Below are 21,836 nucleotides of genomic sequence, written 5' to 3' on the forward strand. Positions count from 1 at the left end.
ATCACCATGCTTCTTCCCGGATCAACGATTGGTATGCTAGGCGGCGGACAACTAGGCCGTATGTTTGTGATGGCAGCGCGCACCCTCGGCTATAAAGTGATTGTCTTAGAGCCTGATCCACATAGTCCTGCAGGGCAGCTCGCCGAACAGCATATGATCGCGGCCTACGATGATGAAACGGCGCTTACAGCCCTTGCTGAGCAATGTGATGTTATTACGACAGAGTTCGAAAATATCCCCGCGAAAACCCTAGAATATTTAGCGCAAATCCGCCCTGTGCACCCTTCGGCCTACGCGGTAAAAATGGCACAAGACCGTATTGTGGAAAAAGCTTTTGTGCGGGAATGTGGTTTATCACCTGTGCCTTACGCGGTGATTCGTAGTAGTGCTGATCTAGCCTCTGCCGCCCAACACATTCCATTTCCCGCTATTCTAAAAACAGCGCGTTTAGGTTATGACGGGAAAGGCCAAATTACGGTTAAGAATGCACAAGAGCTGGCTGCTGCTTTTACGCAATTGAAACAAGTAGACTGCGTCTTAGAACAACGTATTGAGCTAGCTTGTGAAATTTCGATTGTGTTAGCGCGCCATGAGAATGGTACGGTACAGTGTTTCCCCGTGGCGGAAAATCTACACCGCAATGGTATTTTGCACCAAACCATCGCTCCGGCACGCATTTCTGAAACACTTGCTGAGCAAGCCCGTCAAGCCGCCACGATTATGGCGCAGCGACTTCAGTTTATTGGTGTGATGGCCGTAGAGTTTTTCGTGACACAGCAGGGCGAGCTTTTAGTCAATGAAATGGCACCACGCCCCCACAATAGTGGTCACTATACCTTAGATGCCTGTGTTACCTCACAATTTGAACAGCAACTACGCATGGTGTGCGGCCTAGCTTTTGGTTCAACACAGCAACACACGCCGGTGGTTATGATCAATTTGTTAGGCGATCTGTGGGGCGCTAGCCAACCGCCTTGGCAATATCTATTCACGCAGGCCAACAGCAAACTGCACCTCTACGGTAAGCAAGAAGCACGAAGTGGGCGCAAAATGGGGCATTTCTGTACTTTAGCACCAAGCCTTGATGAAGCACTTAACGAATCAGAGCGTATCTTTAATGCTTTAGCGGGGAGTCACCATGTCTGACGCCGCTTATTTACGCGAGATTCGCCAAGACATTCGTTTTGAGGCGGAATTAGCAGGGCATTTGTTTCAATTTACCAGTACTTGGGGCATTTTCTCACCACGCGAAATTGATGAAGGTACCGATTTACTGTTGCGCCATCTTGAGATCAATCCCAGCGATGATTGCTTTGATTTAGGCTGTGGTTATGGCCCTGTTGGCTTATTCATGGCAAAACTGGCGCCTCAAGGTCAAACCTTAATGGTCGACAAAGATTTTATGGCAGTCGAATACAGCAATCGCAACGCCACTTTAAATAAACTCCCCAATGCCCGTGCCATACTGAGTAATGGCCTGCAACACATTGATCCTAGTCTACGCTTTGATGTGATTGCCTCCAATATTCCTGCCAAAGTTGGCAAAGAGATGATGACTATTATGCTGCATGATATGAAACAGCATTTGAAACCAAAGGGGCGTATTTATCTGGTGACAATCAATGGCTTACGTGAATATATGAAGCGTAATTTGAAGGAGGTGTTTGGTCATTATGACAAACTTAAGCAGGGCAAAAACTATACCATTTCCTATAGCCAATTAGGCGGCTGACCGCTCAATCCTATCTTTCGAACTTTTGATCTCTATGGGGTATTGCGTTCATAAAGTTAAACTATAATTAACGCGGGCTTAATACTTTTAAGTCCTATAAAAATCTTCCACAGTAAGGAGTCACTAGAATGGGTGTTGATATTGTAGCAATCTTAATCATGCTAGCAATTGGTGCCGTTGCAGGCTGGTTGGCTGGCCAATTGGTTCCGGGCGGCGGTTTTGGTTTAATTGGAAATATTGTTTTGGGCTTAGTCGGTTCTGTTGTCGGTACACTGGTGGGTGGACTGATTAGCCCCAAAATCGGGCTAAATGTACCAGAAATCGTTAATACCATTATTTGGGCTACGATTGGTGCAGTGATTGTCCTATTGATCTTAAAACTGATTAAGAAAGCCTAGTTTCGAATAAGGCGATTACGTTAGCTGTGAAACGTGTAAAGAAATAAAAAACGGAAAGCCACGCATTGCGTGGCCTTTCGGACTACTAGGAGGACTAAACTTATTTCCAGAAATTCGCTTCTTTCGAGGCAATTTCACGCACTTCTGCGGCTAATTCGGTGTAGCGTTCACGATACTCTTTCCACTCACCTACATAATATTCTTCTGCATTAAACTCACCAGAATGCTCATAAGCAATAAACTTACGCTGCATTTCTAGCATTTCGTTGATTAATTCCTGCTTTCTATCACTCATGTGCGTATCTCTTAGTCTGTGAGTGGATTAATAACCACCCTTACGATTGGTCGCTGGCAAACCCGCCACTTTCAAGCCTTGCTTGCTAGGAGCACGCGGGAATAAAGTGTATAAGTCTTTGCTGGTCAACTTTTTGTTATCCCATTTCTCGGCCATTGCTTTCAGAATGGCACGCTCCATGGGCTGATTGCCGTTATTATTGATGTATTCGTCGCGCAAATACTCAAGAACATCCCAATGTTGCTGCGTCAGCTCAATTCCTTCTTCTGCTGCAATCAGTTTGGCGACGTCTTCGTTCCAGTCATTCAAATCAACTAAATAACCAGCGTCCGTTGTCTCAATGGATTTGCCGTTTACCTCGTAAGCCATGCTAGGTTTTCCTCTCAGCCTAAATGGATCATTGATAGCTGAAATTATACGAATTTAACCGTTTGCTAATACTCCTCAAAAGAGATAGCCTGCCAAACGCCTCTACTTTACTCAGTAGGTTTCAGGGTTTTGATGCTTTTGTGGGGCAACAATAAACCACAACCAAATTTGCGCCCCGCTCCCAAGCCATATTGCTGTAAGCGAATCGAGGGTTCATTTTCCAAATCCGCAATCATTAAATGGCGTGTTACCACTGGGCCTGCTGGCGTAGATAAGGTCGAACTTTTGCCACACATCATTTTTTTTACTTTTACGTCCGTAAGCTCTCGAATCTCTCGTGCCATGCGCTGCAAAAAATCCTCTTCACTTTCTGCTTCAGCCGAAATCACATAACGTGCAAATAACACGGCTGCATTAGTGAAAGGTTTTTCTTTCATATCTCCTAGCTGCAAAGCCTGATAAGCAACCGATAAACATTGCCCACTCAGTACTTTTACTGGCTCAATACGCCTTTTAGGAATACGTAAATTTAAACGGGTGCGTCGCGACGGAATGAGATAGGCATCGTCATCCTCAGGGCGCAACCAGCCATTGCCACTCTCTGCGACATGAATACTGTGCACGCCACTCACCACATCTTCATCAAACCAAGGTAGCGCTTTTACAATCGCTTGGTATAGCGCCCAATGATGATCAAGTGGTAGGCGCTTACAACGTATTGCAAAACTGACATCAAGCACATTATCCGGCGCTTGAAACGGCAGGGTTTTATCTTCGTCTTCTTGCCAAAACATGGATGTCATCCGATTACTTAACCAAAACAGCAAAGCATGAAAACAACGGCGATGTATATATGCAAGATGGGAGTTGAAGTTGAGATGTCATGCAGCATAGAAAGGCAAATCAAGCATTGATTTGCCTTGGAATTGAATAGGTTATGCTAAGTGTGCAATCCCTAATTGATCATGCATGGCATTTAATTCGGTGTTCGAAAGACTCAAGCCCTGTGCCAAATTTTTCATATATTGCACTTCTTGTGGCGTATCTAAGGTCACCGACAATAACGACATAAGATAAACCTGTTTTTCCATACCTTTCGGCACACTTTGAATTAAACCTTGTAAGTCCATAGGTTTACTTAACTCACTTTTTACGAAATTAATTGCTTCAGGCGATGCGTCTTTTAAATACTCTTTAATTTTCGCTTGTTCATTATCATCAATCACACCATCTGATTTCACCGCATTCAGCATGGCACGCAAAATCAGTGCGGCAGTTTTTTCATCCTCAGGTGTCGCTTGAATCGGCTCATTAGTCAAGGATGCTTTTAGAAAATCGCCAACGCCTTTGTTTCCACTACTTGATACTGAATTGCTACTACCCAACATATTAAATAAACTGCCTAATACACCACCACCGGTAGTAGCACTTGCACCGGTATTAGCTTGTGCACTTTTGCTGGACAGCATATTCATTAACAAAGTACCAATGCCACCGGCGATAGCGGCATTGCGCGTAGCACCACCACCGAGTACTGCGCCTAATAATCCACCGACCGCACCGCCACGCCCCCCTAATAGTTTTTTTGTCGCTTGGCCTACAATGATGCCCATCGCAACCCGACCCAATGTGCTAGCTAAACTCATTTCCAACTCCTGATTTCTTTATAACGTCAAATTAGTGTAAGCGATTGGCTTAGAAACCCAGCAACAACTTTTCACTCTTAATTTCTAAACAGTAAACTTTTACAATAGCGCCATTTTATTCAACACTGCGATGAGTTTAGTCTACTGCTAAAACAGCAAGGCAGTTTAAATCCATTGCGCTAACAGCCCTTGAGACGATTTTCCGTGCCGGATTGTTCGATTTGCAGGATAGGAATAGGGTTGATGTTAAGATGGCGGCGACTACATATTATGACTTATCTCTGTAAACACTGATTCAACCGCTCAAATGTCTTTGATTTTTCGCAAACCGACGATAAACTCAAAGCCTAACTATCTATCACTTTATAGATAAGTTCGAGGAGGATTATTAGCCTATGAGTCAGACCATGACGCGTCGCCAATTCTTTAAGGTGACAGCAGGGGGATTTGCTGGCGCTGGCTTAGGTGCTTTGGGTTTAACACCTGAAGCCTTACAAGCTGCGACTCGCCCTTTTAAACTGGAGCGCACCAGTGAAGCGCGCAATATCTGCCCTTATTGTTCTGTAAGCTGCGGCGTTTTGATGTATAGCATTGGCGATAAAGCCAAGAATGTCGAAGCCAGCATTATTCACATTGAAGGCGACCCTGATAACCCCGTGAATCGCGGCACACTTTGCCCTAAAGGGGCGGGTCTGCTAGAAATGATTCACAGTGAAAATCGCTTGAAATTCCCCGAAGTGCGCGAAGCGGGTTCTAGCGAATGGAAACGTATTTCATGGGATGAGGCAATCACACGCATTGCCACACACATGAAAGCGGATCGTGATGCCAATTTCAAAACGACCAATGAAGCTGGTGTGACTGTCAATCATTGGCCAACGGTTGGTTTTTTAGCTAGCTCGGCGGCTTCTAATGAAGCGGGTTATATTAGCCATAAGGTATTACGCGGTTTAGGCGTTATCGGCATCGACACACAGGCTCGTATCTGACACTCACCGACGGTGGCCAGTCTGGCTCCGACGTTTGGGCGTGGTGCGATGACCAATCACTGGGTTGACATCAAAAACGCTGATCTAATCTTAATTATGGGCGGCAATGCAGCGGAAGCGCATCCTTGCGGCTTTAAGTGGGCGATTGAAGCCAAAAAACATCGTGGCGCAAAATTGGTAGTGGTTGATCCACGCTTTACCCGTTCTGCGGCTGTTGCCGATTTCTACGCACCGATTCGTACTGGTTCAGATATTGCGTTTTTAGGCGGGGTCATCAATTACCTGCTGAGCAATAATAAATTCAATGCGGAATACGTGCGCTATTACACCAATGCGACTTATCTAATCAACGAATCGTATAGCTTTGCGGATGGCATGTTTTCGGGCTTTGATGAAGCGAAGCACAGTTATGCCAATGATTCTTGGCAATATCAAAAAGGGCCAGACGGTGCACCGTATATGGATCCTGAGATGCAATATCCGAAATGTGTATTGCAATTGCTCAAGCAACATTACTCCAGCTATACGCCAGAGATGGTAGAAAGTGTTACAGGAACGCCCAAAGAAGACTTCCTCAACATTGCGGAAATGATTGGCGAGTGTTCCAAACCCGATAAAGTCATGACGATTTTATATGCCTTGGGTTGGACACAGCACTCCGTTGGCTCACAGATGATTCGCACCATGGCGATTATCCAACTATTGCTCGGCAATATTGGCATGGCCGGTGGTGGAATTAATGCGCTACGGGGTCATGCGAATGTGCAAGGTATTACCGATATGAATTTATTCGGTGCTAACTTGCCCGGTTATCTCGCTAGCCCTTCGGATAAAGAGCCCAATTTACAAGCCTTCTTGGCAGCTAAAACTCCGAAACCCGTGCGCATGGCACAAATGAATTATTGGGTGAACTATCCCAAATTCATGGTGAGCTTGCTCAAAGCGTTTTATGGCCCTAATGCCACCGCGGAAAATAATTTTGGCTACGATTGGATGCCTAAAATTACGGGTGCACAAGATGTCTTGGCTCTGTTTGAACAGATGCATCAAGGCAAATTAAATGGCTTTTTTTGTCAAGGTTTCAACCCCCTCGCTTCAGTTTCACACAAAGCTAAAATTGGTCAGGCTTTAGCGAAATTGAAATACTTGGTGGTGATGGATCCCTTAGCAACCGAGACTTCTGAGTTTTGGAAAGCGCACGGCGAGTACAATGATGTAAAGCCAGAGGAAGTGCAAACTGAGGTATTCCGTTTACCTGCCAATTTATTTGCCGAACAAGAAGGTTCTTTCACCAACTCAGGGCGTGTCATTCAATGGCGCTGGGCGGGGCAGAATGCACCTGGTGAGGGCAAAGGCGATATGGAAATCATGGCACTGCTCTTCACGAAGCTAAAAGCGATGTATGCTGATGGCAGTGGTGCTTATGCTGAGCCGATTCAAAAATTGCATTGGCCGTATCGCATTCCCACCAGTCCTTCACCTGAGGAGGTGGCAAAAGAAGTTTCTGGTTATGCTATGGCTGACGTGCTTGATCCGAAAGATCCGACCAAAATATTGGCAAAAGCTGGCGAGCAATTAGCAGGATTTGCCTTATTGCGTGATGATGGTTCAACCGCCTGTGGCAATTGGATTTATGCAGGCTCGTGGTCGCAAGCTGGCAATCTCATGGCAAGGCGCGACAACTCCGACCCATCCGGTTTGGGACAAACCTTAAACTGGGGTTTTGCATGGCCTGCGAATCGGCGCATTTTGTATAACCGTGCTTCGTGTGATGTTAGTGGCAAACCATGGGATGCGAGTCGCACCGTGATTAAGTGGAATGGTAAAGCATGGGTCGGGAATGATATTCCTGACATCCGTGCCGATACCCCACCCTCTGAATCGGTGGGCCCTTTCATTATGAATCCAGAGGGTGTAGCGCGTTTGTTTGCGATCCAAGGCATGAAAGAAGGCCCATTCCCTGTGCATTATGAGCCGTTTGAATCGCCTTTAGAGGCCAATCCTTTCTTCCCGAACAATGCTAAAGCGCGGAATAACCCAGCCGCACGCGTATTTAAAGGAGACGGTGATAACTTTGGTAAAGCGGCTGATTTTCCACATGTAGCCACGACTTATCGCTTGGTGGAGCACTTCCACTACTGGACAAAACATTCAGTATTGAATGCGATTACTCAGCCAGAACAATTCGTCGAAATCGGTGAATCTTTGGCTAAGGAAGCGGGTATTGGACATGGCGACAAAGTACGCGTGAGTTCTAAGCGCGGACACATTGAAGCCGTAGCTGTGGTCACTAAACGGATACGTTCACTGCAAATTGATGGAAAGTTAGTGCACACCGTGGGTATACCGTTGCATTGGGGCTTTAAAGGGGTGACACGCCCTGGCTATTTGGCAAATACCTTAACGCCGTATGTGGGTGATGCGAATACGCAAACGCCTGAGTTCAAATCGTTCTTAGTCAAGATTGAGAAGGCATAAGGAGATCATGATGAGTTCACTCGATATCCAGCGCCGCTCAGCAACCACTACCGAACCGCCGCAAGCACGGCATTCGGTAGAAGTGGCGAAATTGATTGATGTATCCACCTGCATTGGCTGTAAGGCCTGTCAGGTGGCATGTATGGAATGGAACGATTTGCGTGATAAAGTCGGGCACAATATCGGTGTGTATGACAATCCAGCCGATCTCACCGATCAAAGTTGGACGGTCATGCGCTATACCGAAACCGAACAAAACGGCAAATTGGAATGGCTGATTCGCAAAGATGGCTGTATGCATTGCGCTGATCCGGGCTGCTTAAAAGCTTGCCCATCCCCCGGTGCTATCATTCAGTACACCAATGGGATTGTAGATTTCCAGCAGGAACACTGTATTGGTTGCGGCTATTGCATTCAAGGCTGTCCTTTTAATATCCCGCGCCTTTCGAAAAAGGACAATAAAGCCTATAAGTGCACACTCTGCTCTGATCGTGTCACGGTGGGGCAAGCCCCCGCTTGTGTAAAAACTTGCCCTACGGGTGCTATTCATTTCGGCACTAAAGAGGCGATGAAGGATTATGCGGAAACACGCATTGTGGATCTAAAATCGCGTGGCTACGAAAAAGCAGGGCTTTATGATCCGCAAGGTGTAGGCGGTACGCATGTCATGTATGTGCTGCAACATGCGGATCAGCCACAGCTTTATAGTAAGTTACCAGATAATCCGCATATTTCAGCCAGTGTGCAATTATGGAAAGGCTGGACGAAACCGCTAGGCTTGGCAGGCTTAGGCTTAATTGCCTTGGGTAGCTTCTTCCACTTTGTGCGTCGTGGGCGCAAAGTGGCTGAAGATGAATATGCTGCTAGGGAAAAAAGTCTTGCCACCGTACAAACATCCCAATCCGATCAACCTCCAGCGGAGCGCGTATAATGGAACCGAATCCTAACCTCATCCAGCGCTATACGCCTTCAGAACGCTCCAATCATTGGATGGTCGCTATTTTGTTCTTTTTAGCGGCCTTTTCGGGCTTAGCCTTATTTCATCCAGCCTTATTTTGGTTAACCAATTTATTTGGCGGTGGTGCTTGGACGCGTATTCTGCACCCCTTCTTGGGCGTGGCGATGTTCTTATTTTTCTTGATCTTGGCGCTGCGCTTTATGCATCACAATATCTTGAAAAGTCAGGATCGCCAGTGGTTGAAACAGATTAAGCAGGTAATAGCCAATGAGGATGAGCATTTGCCGCCAGTAGGTCGTTACAATGCGGGACAGAAATTACTCTTCTGGGTGATGGTCTTGTGTATGCTGATCCTTGTGGTAACCGGCTTCATGTTCTGGCAACCGTGGTTTGCGCATTACTTCCCCATCGGCCTATCGCGCTTAGCAGTACTACTGCATGCTTTTTCGGCTTGGGTGCTCATTGCGGGTATTTTGGTGCACATCTATGCCGCTTTCTGGGTCAAAGGTACGATGCAAGGTATGCTGACGGGTTTTGTTACGCGTATTTGGGCAAAAGTACATCATCCGCTTTGGTATAAAGAAGTCAGCGACAATGAGAAACAATCATGAGCTTGGTGTCGTCGCAAACGCGTCTGGTCGATGCGGATAACATAACGCAGATCGGTAGTAATAGTGTTCCGCATTTATTACTGCCACAAGCAAAAAGTCTGTTCCGACAACGGGCGCGTCGATTACGCTATCTAGCTAAGGGTCATGCGCTTGAAGCATGGCTCTTATTCTGTGCTGAGCTATGCGATACACAGGAACAACTGACGGCCACGATTAGCGTACCGCACTTAGATGCCACTAAAGCTAAAACCAGTTTGCAACATGGTATGCCACCCATAAGCATTGCCGACTGGCAGGCAGGAGAGCTTAGCTGGTCCACATGGCAATCCTTTCTCGACCAAATGCCGTTAGAACACGCCCCCAACGAGCGCAAGACGTTAGTACAACACCTGAAAACGTGGGACCAAACCACTTGGCAGCACCAAGCACAAGCTTTATTGCTGGGACATACCGAAAGACTAACGCCTGAAGCCGTGCCTTTTTTGGGAGCAGTTTTACAATTGAAATGGACGCTACAAGCTGAAAAACTGCCGACTGAACTGGCTCAATTACACCAAGGCGAGACTGCCCTCTGCCCAGTGTGTGGCTCACACCCTATGGTGAGTTTGGTGCAAATTGGGGATCCAACCCACGGCGTACGTTTTCTGGTTTGTTCACTCTGCCAAAGCCAATGGCACGCGCCACGCGCTAAATGTACTAATTGTGATAGCCCAACGCCGGTTCAACTTTTAGGTGAAACGGAAAAGTCGCCTATTCAAGGCGAATGCTGCGATGCTTGTAATGGTTATGTGAAACTATTGTCATTAATGCGCGAGGCACAATTAGAAGCCTGCGCGGATGACCTAGCGAGTTTAGCTTTAGATGTGTCTTTACATAAGGAAGGCTATGGCCGCACGGCAAGGAATTTGTTTTTGGCCGGTATTCACTGAGCTTGAAATAAACTTTTAGCTTCTATATCCAGCAAAACATTTAGAGCGGTTTATTAAAGCCGCTCTAAACTTCTGGTCAGCAACTAACGCTCCAACTGACTTACATCACGCACAGCGCCACGAGAAGCTGAAGTAGTCATCGCAGCATAGGCTTTTAAAGCAGCACTGACTTGACGTTCACGCTTAACGGGTTTCCAGCCCGCAGAACCTTTAGCATCCATAGCATTTCGGCGGTTTGCTAACACCTCATCACTCACACGTACATAGATAGTCCGATTCGGAATGTCGATGTCGATTAAATCACCTTCTTCGATTAAACCAATCGCACCACCCTCAGCTGCTTCAGGGGATACATGCCCAATGGATAAACCGGATGTGCCACCCGAAAAACGCCCATCAGTAATCAAGGCGCAAACTTTGCCTAAGCCTTTGGATTTTAAGTAAGAAGTGGGATATAGCATTTCTTGCATACCAGGGCCACCGCGTGGGCCTTCATAGCGAATAATCACCACATCGCCTGCTTTTATTTTGTCACCCAAAATACCGCTTACTGCTGCGTCTTGGGATTCAAAAATACGTGCAGGGCCCGAAAATTTTAGAATGCTTTCATCCACACCGGCGGTTTTCACCACACAGCCATCCAGCGCAATATTGCCAAACAGCACCGCTAAGCCACCATCTTGTGAATAAGCATGCGCTTTATCGCGAATACAGCCGCCCTCACGGTTAGTATCAAGCTCTTCCCAACGTTTATTTTGGCTAAACGCTTCTTGGGTAGGAACATTGCCGGGGGCAGCACTAAAAAATGTATGCACTGCTGGGTCTTTGCTACGCATAATGTCCCATTTATCTAAAGCAGCACCCATGGTTGAACTATGCACTGTGCCACAATCGCGATGAATTAAACCAGCACGATCTAATTCGCCCAAAATACCCATGACACCACCTGCACGATGCACATCCTCCATGTGATACAGCTGGGTAGCAGGGGCTACTTTACTTAAATTAGGGACTTTACGGCTTAAGCGATCAATATCTGCAACCGTGAAATCGACCTCACCTTCTTGGGCAGCAGCCAGCAAATGCAGCACGGTATTGGTCGAGCCACCCATGGCAATATCTAAGCACATGGCATTTTCAAATGCCGCTTTAGTCGCAATCGAGCGTGGCAATACCGACACATCATCTTGCTCGTAATAGCGCTTGGCTAATTGTACGGCTAAGCGTCCCGCTTCTAAGAATAGCTCTTTACGATCCGCATGCGTCGCCAATAGTGAACCATTGCCGGGGAGACTTAAGCCCAAAGCTTCGGTTAAGCAGTTCATGGAATTTGCGGTGAACATGCCAGAACAAGAACCACAAGTTGGACAAGCGGAACGCTCCATTTTGGTAACGTTTTCGTCCGTTTCATTAGGATTGGCGGCAGAAATCATTGCATCAATCAAATCTAATTTAGCGGCTTTGCCATTAATTAGTGCTTTGCCAGATTCCATGGGGCCGCCAGAAACGAATACCACGGGAATATTCAAACGCATCGCAGCATTGAGCATTCCGGGAGTGATTTTGTCGCAGTTAGAGATGCAAACAATCGCATCAGCACAATGCGCATTCACCATATACTCCACCGCATCAGCGATTATTTCGCGTGAGGGCAAGGAATACAGCATACCGCTATGCCCCATGGCAATCCCATCATCAATTGCAATGGTATTAAACTCTTTTGCTACCCCACCGTGCGCTTCGATTTCGCGCGCGACCATCTGCCCTAAATCTTTTAAATGCACATGCCCTGGAACAAATTGAGTAAAGGAATTGGCAATCGCAATAATCGGTTTTTGAAAATCCTCATCCTTCATGCCTGTCGCACGCCACAACGCGCGTGCGCCAGCCATATTGCGACCTGCGGTGGAGGTGCGAGAACGATAAACGGGCATGAGATCTCTCCTGAGCAAACACGTTGATTAAAGTCGCATTCTAACGCTGGAAGCGTGGAGGGCATAGAGGGGATTTGAATGGTTAAGCAGTGAAGGATTATAAATCAGCACGTATTCTGGCATTTAAGCTAATACTACCAGCAAACACATGCTGGCTCTTGACGATTGGACAATTCTAACTCACCCACGCATTGAAAATGCTCTATCAAGCATAATCCTAAATGTTTTGGGTGAAACTTCGATAGAAGATGTTCGGCATATAGTGCTTTTGAGTCGTCTACACTCCAGATTTTAGGTAGTTGGGTGAGGTTTCTTCCCTACTTCGTTTGTAAAAAATCAATTTAAATTGACCTCAAAGAGAAAATTACTGGCTTATAAGTCATGTGCCAGCCGGAAACCTAAAAAGCTATACTTAAGGCCATCACCAACTCTTGTAGTTAATAAGCCGTTGGCATTATTAATTGATATATTAGATCCCCCCCTTATCACATGAACGTCTGCCCAACCTTGTGTACTTGTCTTATAATTCTCCGTATACAGATTAGATGTCCACTCAGCAACATTACCTAGCATGTCATACAATCCAAACGCATTAGGCTCGTAAGCCCCAACTTCTCCTGTTTTTTTAAGGTAATCACAGCCACCATGACTACAAGAAATGTAATTATCCTGAATTTGATTACTTCTTGCTGCGTATTCCCATTCTTCCTCGGTTGGTAAACGATAGCGTTTGCCTGTTTGTTGAGTGAGCCATCTTAAGTAAATCTGCACATCATCCCAACTCACATCGATCACTGGACGGCGTCCACGTCCCCAACCATTATCATCAGCGTGCGGACAAACGTTTGATTGCTCGCAAACATCCCATTCATCAAAAGTCACTTCGTATTTGCCCATTTGGAAAGCATCAACTTTTACCTCATGGGCTGGTGACTCATTCTCAGGGCAGCTCTTCACCATCTCACGCTTTGGTAAACAACCCATCGTGAACGATCCTGCTGGAATAGCAACCATTTCGGGTTCAAAAGGCAATCTAGCTTCTGATACGGGTGTTTCTCCTACTGACGCCGAACCTTGATCGGAAATGGTTGGCAATGATTTATAGTGGTTGTACCACCATACACCTGCTGCCCCCAATACAGTCAGAATTACAACCCCTAACCACCATTTATTCAAATTAGCTGACCTAGTGTTCCGAACCCCAAAAGACTTTGACTGTTCATCTTTTTGCTGAACTTGAATTGGTTGCTTGTACCTAGTATCGGGCTGTGGTGGTACTGGTGGCGTAAATTCGTTAGTGATTAGCCCTGCCAATGATCGCTCAGTTTCTGCAATTAGGTGCTGTAGGCGTAGTTTTTCTTCTATACGTGTTTCAAGATCATGTACAGCATACAACTCACTGATTTTATGGCTGAGCGTGTCAATACGTTGTTGTTTAAGCCGTTGTTGTTCTATATTCAACGGGTTTGACAAAACAGTTTGCTCGACCACCTGTTGAATCTGATGTTTTTCCTCTGCTTGCTTTTGCGCTGCAATTTGTTTGGCTTCCTGTAACAGATCATACACTTTGCCAGTAATGTCACTGAAAGCAATTTCCAATTCATAAGAACCCAAAGGGTATTGCGACAAAGGCTTATTGTCTTTGCTTGCACCTTGAATGGCTGCCAACCAAGGTATTGTCCACCAGACACACGGGCGCACAATCACTGGTACGATCCGCAAACCTTCTTTTTCACGACGTTTTAGAAATTCGGGAATTTCTTGTTTGGTAACAAATTCCGATGCCAAAAAATCACTACTGACCAATAAAATCACTACTCTTGCTTGTGCAATAGCATTCTTAATAGTAGATAACCAATCGGATCCCGCTTGAATTTGCCCATCATCCCATATCTCAAAATTGGCGTGTAACTGTAACGCTTTCAATTGTTGTTTAAGCGCATCTTTCCATGCTTCATCTTTGTGGCTGTAGCTAATGAAAATATCGGTCATAGCAAGAGGTAATTGGGGTGGTAATAGGAAGGATAATAGCGGATTTTTAGGAAAATAAATCAGTAGATTTAATCAAACTAGCTCTTTAAATTAAGGCTTATCGAAATACCCGCCACGTTAAGCTAATGCGTGCACCTACATGTTTTTGGCGCTTAATAGCATGTACCCAAGCATCTTGAACTTGGTCATCCATATACAATAAAGAGCCACTGGCTAAGGCATAATGTATCTGAATACTAGGATCAATTTTAGAACGATAAGTAATCTGGCGTTCGCTGCCCAATGAAACAATCGCCACGCCCGTATGCGGCATTAAAGCACTCGTATCATCCGCGTGAAACCCCATCGTGTGCTCCCCCGTTTCATAATAATTCAATAAACAATTATTAAATTGAATATGTAACTGATCGAATAAGGCATGCTGAACCGGCATTAGAAATTTGGGAATAGCACTGTCGGGATAAAACATTTGCGAATAATTATAAGCCTTACCAAACGACGCGGTTTGGCGTGCTTGCATAGATTTGTCCCAGCTAATTGTTGTTAACAATAATGCAAATAATTCAGTCGCTTGTGGATAAAAATCAGGAATCAATAATAAATTAGGTTGTGTATTCATGACTACATCAGGGCTATATAACCTCCGCCCATAAATCATGCTCATCCGCGTGAGTAATACGTACCGTGGCAAATTCGCCCACCGGTAATTCCACGCCTTCAATAATCACCTGACCGTCAATTTCGGGGGCGTCGCGATGTGAGCGTGCTAGGGTTACGTCATCGCCTGCTTCATCGACCAATACTTTCATGGTTTTACCGATCAATGAACCTAATTTATTGGCGCTGATTTCGGCTTGGAATTCCATAAATTGCTCAAGGCGCTCTTGTTTGAGTTCTTCAGGTACGGCATTCGGCAAATCATTGGCGGGCGCGCCTTCCACAGGTGAATAAGCAAATGCGCCAACGCGGTCTAATTGTGCTTCTTCGAGGAAATCTAATAAGGTTTCAAAATCCTCATCGGTTTCACCAGGGAAGCCAACAATAAAGGTACTGCGAATCGCAATATCGGGCACTTGTTCGCGCCATTTACTAATTCGTTCTAAGACTTTTTCAGCATGTGCAGGACGACGCATATCTTTTAAAATACGAGGGCTGGCATGTTGGAAAGGAATATCTAAATAAGGCAATATTTTGCTGTCTGCCATTAAAGGCAACAGATTATCCACATGCGGATAAGGATACACATAATGTAAACGCACCCATGCACCTAATTCACCCAAAGCTTCGGCTAATTGCTGGCTATGCGTTTTAATCGGGCGACCTTTCCAAAATCCAGTGCGATATTTGGTATCAATCCCATAAGCGCTGGTATCTTGGGAAATAACTAATAATTCTTTGACGCCTGCATTCACTAAATTCTCGGCTTCTTGCATCACATCGCCAATTGGGCGCGAGACTAAATCGCCGCGCAAATGCGGAATAATGCAGAATGAACAACGATGATTACAGCCTTCGGAAATTTTTAAATAAGCATAATGGCGCGGCGTTAAACGTATGCCTTGCGGGGGCACTAAATCGGTATAAGGATCGTGTAAGGGTGGTAAATGCTCATGCACCGAGTTCATCACCGCTTCATAGGCATGTGCACCACTCACCGCCAGCACATTCGGATAAGCTTGCAAGACTTTATCCGTGTCTGCCCCCAAACAACCTGTGACAATCACTTTGCCGTTTTCGGCGAGTGCTTCACCAATGGCATCAAGCGATTCTTGAATGGCGGAGTCAATAAAGCCACAGGTATTCACTACGACTAAATCGGCATCCTGATAACTTGGGCTAATCCCATAGCCTTCGGAACGGAGTTGGGTGAGGATACGTTCAGAATCAACAAGGGCTTTCGGACAACCAAGACTAACGAAGCCAACACGGGGAGTGGAAGAGGATTGACGCATAGCAGTACCAACAGCTAAAACCCAAAAGCGCGCCATAATAGCTGATTCATTTTGGGAATGCTTCTACTATATTGTGTTTGTCATAAAAAGTTATACACAATCACTTGTGTCAAGCAAATTTTATACACCCTAAGGATTTTAACTCTACAAAAAGTCAAGTACTCGTTCAGCAAAATTTTATAATGCTTTATTTCTATTAAGATTTTTTGTTTGACCTGTTTTAGTGTTTCAGTAATGCTTTCTTAGCTAAAGCACTGTTGTGTCATAGATAAATTTAGTTTTCCACAAACTTATCCACAGGCTTTATGAATAAGAGTTTCGATTTATATAGCCTAGATAACTAGAGAGACTTACCCTAAAGAGCTAGCCCCCTATAGCCCGACTGGTTAATAAATCTCTACCGAAAGGCATATTTAGTGGGACGGAAGGCTTCACTATGATGGATAGATTACTATTGTTTGTGAGGAGATCGGCATGTCAAAAAAACACCCTGTTATTGCCGTAACCGGATCGTCTGGCGCTGGAACAACTTTTGTTAAGCGTGCTTTCGAAAATATCTTTCGCCGTGAAAAAATTAATGCCGCTGTTATTGAGGGTGACAGCTTTCACAGTGTGACACGCAAAGAATTCAAACGACGCTCTAATGTAGAACCGAATTTCAGTCATTTTGGCCCTGAAGCCAATGATTTCGAGGCATTAGAAAATTTATTTCGCCAATACGGTGAAAATGGCAGCGGCAAAAAGCGCTACTATTTGCACAATGATGAAGAAGCAACGTATCACCAAAAACGCTTAGCGGGTAAGGGAGTCACTTGTACCGCCGGTTCAGGCGAATTTACGCCGTGGGAAGAGGTTGAGCCTAATACGGATATTTTATTCTACGAAGGTTTACATGGATTGGTGTGCGATACGACACCGGATCAACTACACGGTGGTTATGATGTTGCACGTTATGTAGATTTAGGTATTGGGGTAGTGCCCAGCGTTAATTTAGAGTGGATTCAAAAAATACACCGTGATAAAGCAGAGCGTGGTTATGCTCCCGAAGCCACTGTCGCTACGATTATGCGCCGGATGCCAGATTATATTGATCACATCACCCCACAATTTTCACGCACGCACATCAATTTCCAACGCGTCCCGACTGTCGATACTTCGAATCCCTTTATTGCGCGCGATATTCCTACGGCTGACGAAAGCTTTGTGGTAATCCGTTTCGCCAACCCCAAACAATTTGATGTGGATTTTCCCTACTTGCTCAGTATGATCCAAAACTCTTTCATGTCACGGCGCAATTCCATTGTAGTACCGGGCGGAAAAATGCTCTTAGCGATGGAGCTAATCTTCAATCCCATCATCATCAATATGATTGAAAATCGTTCTTGATTGCACCAGAAAACTTAACCATAAATAAATTTAATATCAAAAATGCTTGACGATTTTAGAAAAGCCTGCTCCATGCAGGCTTTTTTATTCACCGAGTTTTCCACAGCCCCCTAAAATAATTACCGTTTGTCAAGCGCTAGTTAAAAGTGAATCTAAGCTGACAAATTTAGTTTAGTATTAATTTAACTCATTGTTTTATATAATAAAAATAAATTGCATAAAAATTAATCAATTTGTTAAGACCCCTTAGCCAGCTCGTTTCTGCAAGGTTTTCCGCAGTATATCCACAGACTTATCCACAGGCTTTGTGTATAACTTTAATTTTTCTTTGAGTAGCAAACACTTGTAACAAAACTGTCATTTTGCGTTTATAAAAATTGCTGTGCCAACAATAAGTGTTCCACTAGACTAGGTACTATGAAACCAAATTGGCTTATTGCAGTACCACGTCCTTTGCGTACTTTGCTGACGTATTCCTCCCATTTAATCGAACAACCCATCCAAGCGGGTTGTCGTGTGATTGTGCCTTTAGGCCATTCGCGTAGCCTTGGTTTAGCGATTGCTGAAGCCCCTCCCAGTGACCAGGAAAACTATGCACTTAAGCCGATTCATACAGTGGTGGACGAAACTCCTCTATTGGATGAACATTTGTTAGGCTTATTGCAGTGGGCGGCGCGGTATTACCATCATCCTATAGGTGACGTGATTTTCACGGCACTTCCCGTCGCCTTACGTGATGGCAATGTCTTACCCGACAACACGCTTTGGCGTGTAATTAGCCAAACGGATGCAGCACTAAAACTGAAGCGCGCCAAGCGACAGCACGCGCTTTATCAGGCTTTAATCGAACAACCCGAACGCGAATGGAATGCTGCCGCACTGCGTCATGTGGCGGGCAGTAATTGGCGCGAGTATGTGCAAGGACTAATCGAAAAAGGCTTGCTCGAATCCTACCTACCCAGCCAAACGCAGTACTCCGATTATGCGCTACAGACTGCGCCTAAGTTGGAACTGAATGAAGCCCAACAAACCTGCTTGGCGCAATGCCGCAAGTGGAATCAAAGCGACACTTTGCAACCTATTTTGCTTCAAGGTGTGACAGGTAGCGGAAAAACCGAAGTTTATTTACGTTTAATCGAAGATCAATTAGCCGCTAAACGTCAAACGCTAGTGCTAGTGCCCGAAATTGGTTTAACCCCGCAATTATTACAGCGTTTTATCCAACATTTCCCGCACCAGACAATTGTATGCCTGCACTCTGGCTTAAATGACACCGAGCGTTTGAATGCGTGGCTCCAATCCCGATCTGGCGAGGCGAGTATTATTTTAGGTACGCGTTCAGCAGTGTTTACACCTTGTGCTGCCTTAGGACTCATCCTAGTCGATGAAGAGCATGATGGCTCGCTCAAGCAACAAGAAGGTTTTCGCTACCATGCACGTGACTTGGCGATTAAACGCGCCGCTTTACTTCGGATTCCGATTTTATTGGGAACCGCTACGCCTGCGTTGGAAACCTTACACAATGCGGAGCGTGGACGCTATCACCATACGCATTTATTGCAACGCGCCAATCACGCCCAGCCGCCACGCTTTGAAGTACAAGATATTCGGGGTCATGTATTACAAGCTGGCTTAAGCCATCATAGTTTGCAAGCGATACGCGCAACCTTAGAGCGCCAAGAGCAAGTCATGATTTTTATTAATCGGCGTGGTTTCGCTCCCGTATTACTATGTCCAAATTGTGGCTGGCAAGCGATGTGCGAAGCTTGTGATACACAGATGACTTTTCATGCGCACAAAAGCCGTTTAATTTGCCATCATTGTAGTGCTGATCGCCTCACTGATAATCATTGCCCTGCCTGTCATCATCCCCAATTACAAACGCAAGGCTTAGGTACCGAGCGTATTGAACTAAATTTACGCCAACATTTCCCTGACACACCGGTGATTCGTATTGACCGCGACACGACAAGCCGCAAAGGGGCACTGCAACAGCGTTTAGAAATGGTGCAAAAACATGAGCATTTAATCTTAGTTGGCACACAGATGCTAGCGAAAGGGCATGATTTCCCCAATTTGACACTGGTGGTGGTCTTAGAGGCGGATCAATCCTTATTCAGCGCGGAGTATCATGCCTTAGAACGCTTTGGGCAGCTCATTACGCAAGTGGCGGGACGTGCAGGACGCGCTCAGAAAATGGGGCAAGTGATTTTACAAACCACTCAGCCACATCATCCCCTATTGCTGACGCTGCTGGAGCAAGGTTATACCGTGTTTGCAAAGCAATTGCTCAACGAACGCCAACGTTGGCGTTTTCCGCCTTTTAGTTATCAAGCATTGATTCGAGCCGATGCCTTAACGATGGAGGATGCGCTTAATACCTTGCAACAATTTCATGATCTGTTAGCAGAATGCCCTGAGGTACAACTATTCGGCCCAATTCCTGCACCATTAGAGAAGCGCGCACATCGTTATCGTGCGCAATTGTTGCTACAATGTACAAGACGAGATCAACGTCATCATTACCTGCAGTTTTTAACGAGCAAAGAAAAAAATATACGAAACCCTAAGGGTGTTCGTTGGTCTATTGATGTAGATCCGGTAGAATTAACTTGAAGTAGTAGCCCTAAACTACTCATCAAATAAGGCATAGCGTATGATAGGCAAGCACACCTGCCTTAATGTGGAACAAATAGTATGACTAAGGATTTCAAAATCTCAGGTGCATCAGCTTCTGAACAACAATACGGTATTAGCTGGGTATTAGGCGGGATTGCGGTCGGCTTATTAGTGGGTGCAATCATTTATGCAACGGCTGGTTCGAATAAAAGTACGGGCGTTGAAGTTGCAACAGCCAATGCTTCTACGGCCAACCCTACTACGACTGCCACCTCAAGCTTGCCTAACAATGCTAGTTTGCAAGATACAGTAACCCCCGAAGAGCGCCCTGGTTTTAGCTATCACGCGGTATTACCACAATTGGAAGTACCCTTAGTAGTGGGTGATTCTAAAAAAGAAGCCGCTCCAGCAGCACAAACAACAGACAAAAAACCAGAAAAAACTGAAAAAGCGGCACAAGCGACTCCCGCTGCAAAACCCGTTCAAGCGGCTGCTGATGCCATTACCGGCGATGGGCGTTATTTATTTCAGTTGGGCGCTTATAAAACGCAAGAGCAGGCCGCTCAAATGCAGCGCCGCGCTAGCAGTAATGGTTTAAATACGCGAATAGAAACCAGTAAAGTTAATGGCGAAACTTGGTATCGGGTGCGCTTAGGCCCTACTGCTGATCTACAAACCGCTAATAAGTGGAAACAGCGGCTTGTAGGTATGGGAATTAGCGCTATGATGATTCGTCTGTAATAATCATGCTTATAAAAGAAACAGAGGAGACTCAACGTGCAATACATGAATATTAATACGGGTGATTTAGTGGCGAATGCCTCTGAATCAGAACGCTCGATGTTTTACAAGAAGACTTACCTGCACTTAGGTGGAGCTGTCTTAGCTTTTGCATTAATCGAAAGTGCATTAATTTACTCTGGCATAGCTGAGTCATTTGTCCATTTACTGCAAGGCAATAAATGGTCATGGTTAATTGTGATGGTGCTCTTTATGGGGGCGTCTTACATCGCTGACAAATGGGCACACTCGCCTATGTCACGCGAAATGCAATATGCTGGTTTAGGCTTATTTGTGCTAGCGGAAGCGATTGTCTTCATGCCACTCATTTACATGGCACTTAAATATGCTGCCCCAACCGTACTACCAACCGCTGCGTTGATGACTATTATGTTATCTGCTGGCTTAATGTTTACCGCATTTACGACTAAGAAGAATTTCTCTTTCTTAGCCCCAGCAATCACTATCGGTAGCTTCGTAGCCTTAGGCTTAATTTTGGGTAGTATTATTTTTGGCTTTCAATTAGGTATTTTCTTCTTTGCTGCGATGATTGTGTTCTCAGCGGCAGTGATTTTATACCAAACCTCACAAATGATTCACGAATATCATAGTGACCAATATGTAGCAGCATCATTGGGACTATTTTCCAGTATCGGCTTAATGTTCTGGTACATGGTTCAGTTCTTAATGAGCCTAACAGGTAATGATTAATCCATAGTCTTGATTAAGGTTACAAAAGGCGCCCACTTTGTGGGCGTTTTTCTTTTA

19 protein-coding genes are annotated in these 21,836 nt (G+C 45.3%); 11 read left to right on the forward strand and 8 right to left on the reverse strand.

Annotation, left to right across the window (positions count from 1 at the left end; all coding sequences use genetic code 11):
* The first annotated feature begins 6 nt into the window (after positions 1 to 6).
* The 3 genes from A3IE_RS0100210 to A3IE_RS0100220 all read left to right on the forward strand — a co-directional run bounded on the left by A3IE_RS0100210 (position 7) and on the right by A3IE_RS0100220 (position 2,130).
* Positions 7 to 1,146 (forward strand): 5-(carboxyamino)imidazole ribonucleotide synthase, encoded by a 1,140-nt coding sequence (locus A3IE_RS0100210; protein WP_026154701.1) that lies wholly within the window; start codon positions 7 to 9, stop codon positions 1,144 to 1,146.
* On the forward strand, positions 1,139 to 1,732 hold the full coding sequence (locus A3IE_RS0100215) for a class I SAM-dependent methyltransferase (protein ID WP_020393548.1): 594 nt from the start codon (positions 1,139 to 1,141) through the stop codon (positions 1,730 to 1,732). The genes A3IE_RS0100210 and A3IE_RS0100215 overlap by 8 nt, the downstream gene beginning before the upstream one ends.
* A gap of 128 nt (positions 1,733 to 1,860) precedes the next feature.
* Positions 1,861 to 2,130, forward strand: coding sequence for a GlsB/YeaQ/YmgE family stress response membrane protein (locus tag A3IE_RS0100220; protein WP_020393549.1), 270 nt, complete (start codon positions 1,861 to 1,863; stop codon positions 2,128 to 2,130).
* A gap of 100 nt (positions 2,131 to 2,230) precedes the next feature.
* Here A3IE_RS0100220 and A3IE_RS0100225 read toward each other — a convergent pair whose 3' ends face one another.
* The 4 genes from A3IE_RS0100225 to A3IE_RS19470 all read right to left on the reverse strand — a co-directional run bounded on the left by A3IE_RS0100225 (position 2,231) and on the right by A3IE_RS19470 (position 4,440).
* Positions 2,231 to 2,425, reverse strand: coding sequence for a hypothetical protein (locus tag A3IE_RS0100225; protein ID WP_020393550.1), 195 nt, complete (start codon positions 2,423 to 2,425; stop codon positions 2,231 to 2,233).
* Between the two features lie 27 nt (positions 2,426 to 2,452).
* Positions 2,453 to 2,794 (reverse strand): TusE/DsrC/DsvC family sulfur relay protein, encoded by a 342-nt coding sequence (locus A3IE_RS0100230; protein ID WP_020393551.1) that lies wholly within the window; start codon positions 2,792 to 2,794, stop codon positions 2,453 to 2,455.
* Positions 2,795 to 2,901: 107 nt separating this feature from the next.
* Positions 2,902 to 3,588, reverse strand: coding sequence for a type I-MYXAN CRISPR-associated protein Cas6/Cmx6 (cas6, locus tag A3IE_RS0100235; protein ID WP_020393552.1), 687 nt, complete (start codon positions 3,586 to 3,588; stop codon positions 2,902 to 2,904).
* Between the two features lie 141 nt (positions 3,589 to 3,729).
* Positions 3,730 to 4,440: a DUF533 domain-containing protein gene (locus tag A3IE_RS19470; protein WP_020393553.1), complete on the reverse strand. Its 711-nt coding sequence runs from the start codon at positions 4,438 to 4,440 to the stop codon at positions 3,730 to 3,732.
* 407 nt (positions 4,441 to 4,847) lie between these two features.
* On the opposite strand from A3IE_RS19470, the gene fdnG reads away from it, so the two are divergent.
* Genes fdnG through fdhE form a run of 4 tightly spaced genes read left to right on the forward strand, consistent with a single transcriptional unit; the run spans position 4,848 to position 10,405 of the window.
* Complete coding sequence (gene fdnG / locus A3IE_RS0100250; protein WP_483855277.1) at positions 4,848 to 7,907, forward strand: formate dehydrogenase-N subunit alpha; 3,060 nt, start codon at positions 4,848 to 4,850, stop codon at positions 7,905 to 7,907.
* A 10-nt stretch (positions 7,908 to 7,917) separates the two neighbouring features.
* Positions 7,918 to 8,838 carry a formate dehydrogenase subunit beta gene (gene fdxH, locus A3IE_RS19475; protein WP_020393556.1) on the forward strand — a complete coding sequence of 307 codons (921 nt, stop codon included), beginning with the start codon at positions 7,918 to 7,920 and terminating at the stop codon, positions 8,836 to 8,838.
* Positions 8,838 to 9,476, forward strand: a complete 639-nt coding sequence (locus A3IE_RS0100260) for a formate dehydrogenase subunit gamma (protein WP_020393557.1) — start codon at positions 8,838 to 8,840, stop codon at positions 9,474 to 9,476. The genes fdxH and A3IE_RS0100260 overlap by 1 nt, the downstream gene beginning before the upstream one ends.
* On the forward strand, positions 9,473 to 10,405 hold the full coding sequence (gene fdhE, locus A3IE_RS21740) for a formate dehydrogenase accessory protein FdhE (RefSeq protein ID WP_020393558.1): 933 nt from the start codon (positions 9,473 to 9,475) through the stop codon (positions 10,403 to 10,405). Before A3IE_RS0100260 ends, fdhE begins: the two co-directional genes overlap by 4 nt.
* An 83-nt stretch (positions 10,406 to 10,488) precedes the next feature.
* Here the strand turns inward: fdhE and ilvD are convergent, their stop codons facing one another.
* The 4 genes from ilvD to rimO all read right to left on the reverse strand — a co-directional run bounded on the left by ilvD (position 10,489) and on the right by rimO (position 16,319).
* Positions 10,489 to 12,339: a dihydroxy-acid dehydratase gene (gene ilvD / locus A3IE_RS0100270; RefSeq protein WP_020393559.1), complete on the reverse strand. Its 1,851-nt coding sequence runs from the start codon at positions 12,337 to 12,339 to the stop codon at positions 10,489 to 10,491.
* A gap of 372 nt (positions 12,340 to 12,711) precedes the next feature.
* Positions 12,712 to 14,331: an SUMF1/EgtB/PvdO family nonheme iron enzyme gene (locus A3IE_RS21745; protein ID WP_020393560.1), complete on the reverse strand. Its 1,620-nt coding sequence runs from the start codon at positions 14,329 to 14,331 to the stop codon at positions 12,712 to 12,714.
* Positions 14,332 to 14,428: 97 nt separating this feature from the next.
* Positions 14,429 to 14,950: an alpha-ketoglutarate-dependent dioxygenase AlkB gene (locus A3IE_RS0100280; RefSeq protein ID WP_020393561.1), complete on the reverse strand. Its 522-nt coding sequence runs from the start codon at positions 14,948 to 14,950 to the stop codon at positions 14,429 to 14,431.
* A gap of 13 nt (positions 14,951 to 14,963) precedes the next feature.
* A complete protein-coding gene (gene rimO, locus A3IE_RS0100285; protein WP_020393562.1) occupies positions 14,964 to 16,319 on the reverse strand; it encodes a 30S ribosomal protein S12 methylthiotransferase RimO in 1,356 nt (451 codons plus the stop codon).
* Between the two features lie 438 nt (positions 16,320 to 16,757).
* On the opposite strand from rimO, the gene A3IE_RS0100290 reads away from it, so the two are divergent.
* The 4 genes from A3IE_RS0100290 (at position 16,758) to A3IE_RS0100305 (ending at position 21,779) form a co-directional block, all read left to right on the forward strand.
* Positions 16,758 to 17,669 carry a phosphoribulokinase gene (locus tag A3IE_RS0100290; protein ID WP_020393563.1) on the forward strand — a complete coding sequence of 304 codons (912 nt, stop codon included), beginning with the start codon at positions 16,758 to 16,760 and terminating at the stop codon, positions 17,667 to 17,669.
* 417 nt (positions 17,670 to 18,086) lie between these two features.
* Positions 18,087 to 20,285 (forward strand): primosomal protein N', encoded by a 2,199-nt coding sequence (locus A3IE_RS0100295; RefSeq protein ID WP_020393564.1) that lies wholly within the window; start codon positions 18,087 to 18,089, stop codon positions 20,283 to 20,285.
* Between the two features lie 81 nt (positions 20,286 to 20,366).
* Entirely contained in the window at positions 20,367 to 21,029 is a 663-nt protein-coding gene (locus A3IE_RS0100300; RefSeq protein WP_020393565.1) for an SPOR domain-containing protein, read from the forward strand.
* A 45-nt stretch (positions 21,030 to 21,074) separates the two neighbouring features.
* A complete protein-coding gene (locus tag A3IE_RS0100305) occupies positions 21,075 to 21,779 on the forward strand; it encodes a Bax inhibitor-1/YccA family protein (RefSeq protein WP_020393566.1) in 705 nt (234 codons plus the stop codon).
* Positions 21,780 to 21,836 lie beyond the last annotated feature (57 nt).

It is taken from the genome of Thiolinea disciformis DSM 14473 (assembly GCF_000371925.1).
Taxonomy (GTDB): Bacteria; Pseudomonadota; Gammaproteobacteria; order Thiotrichales; family Thiotrichaceae; genus Thiolinea; species Thiolinea disciformis.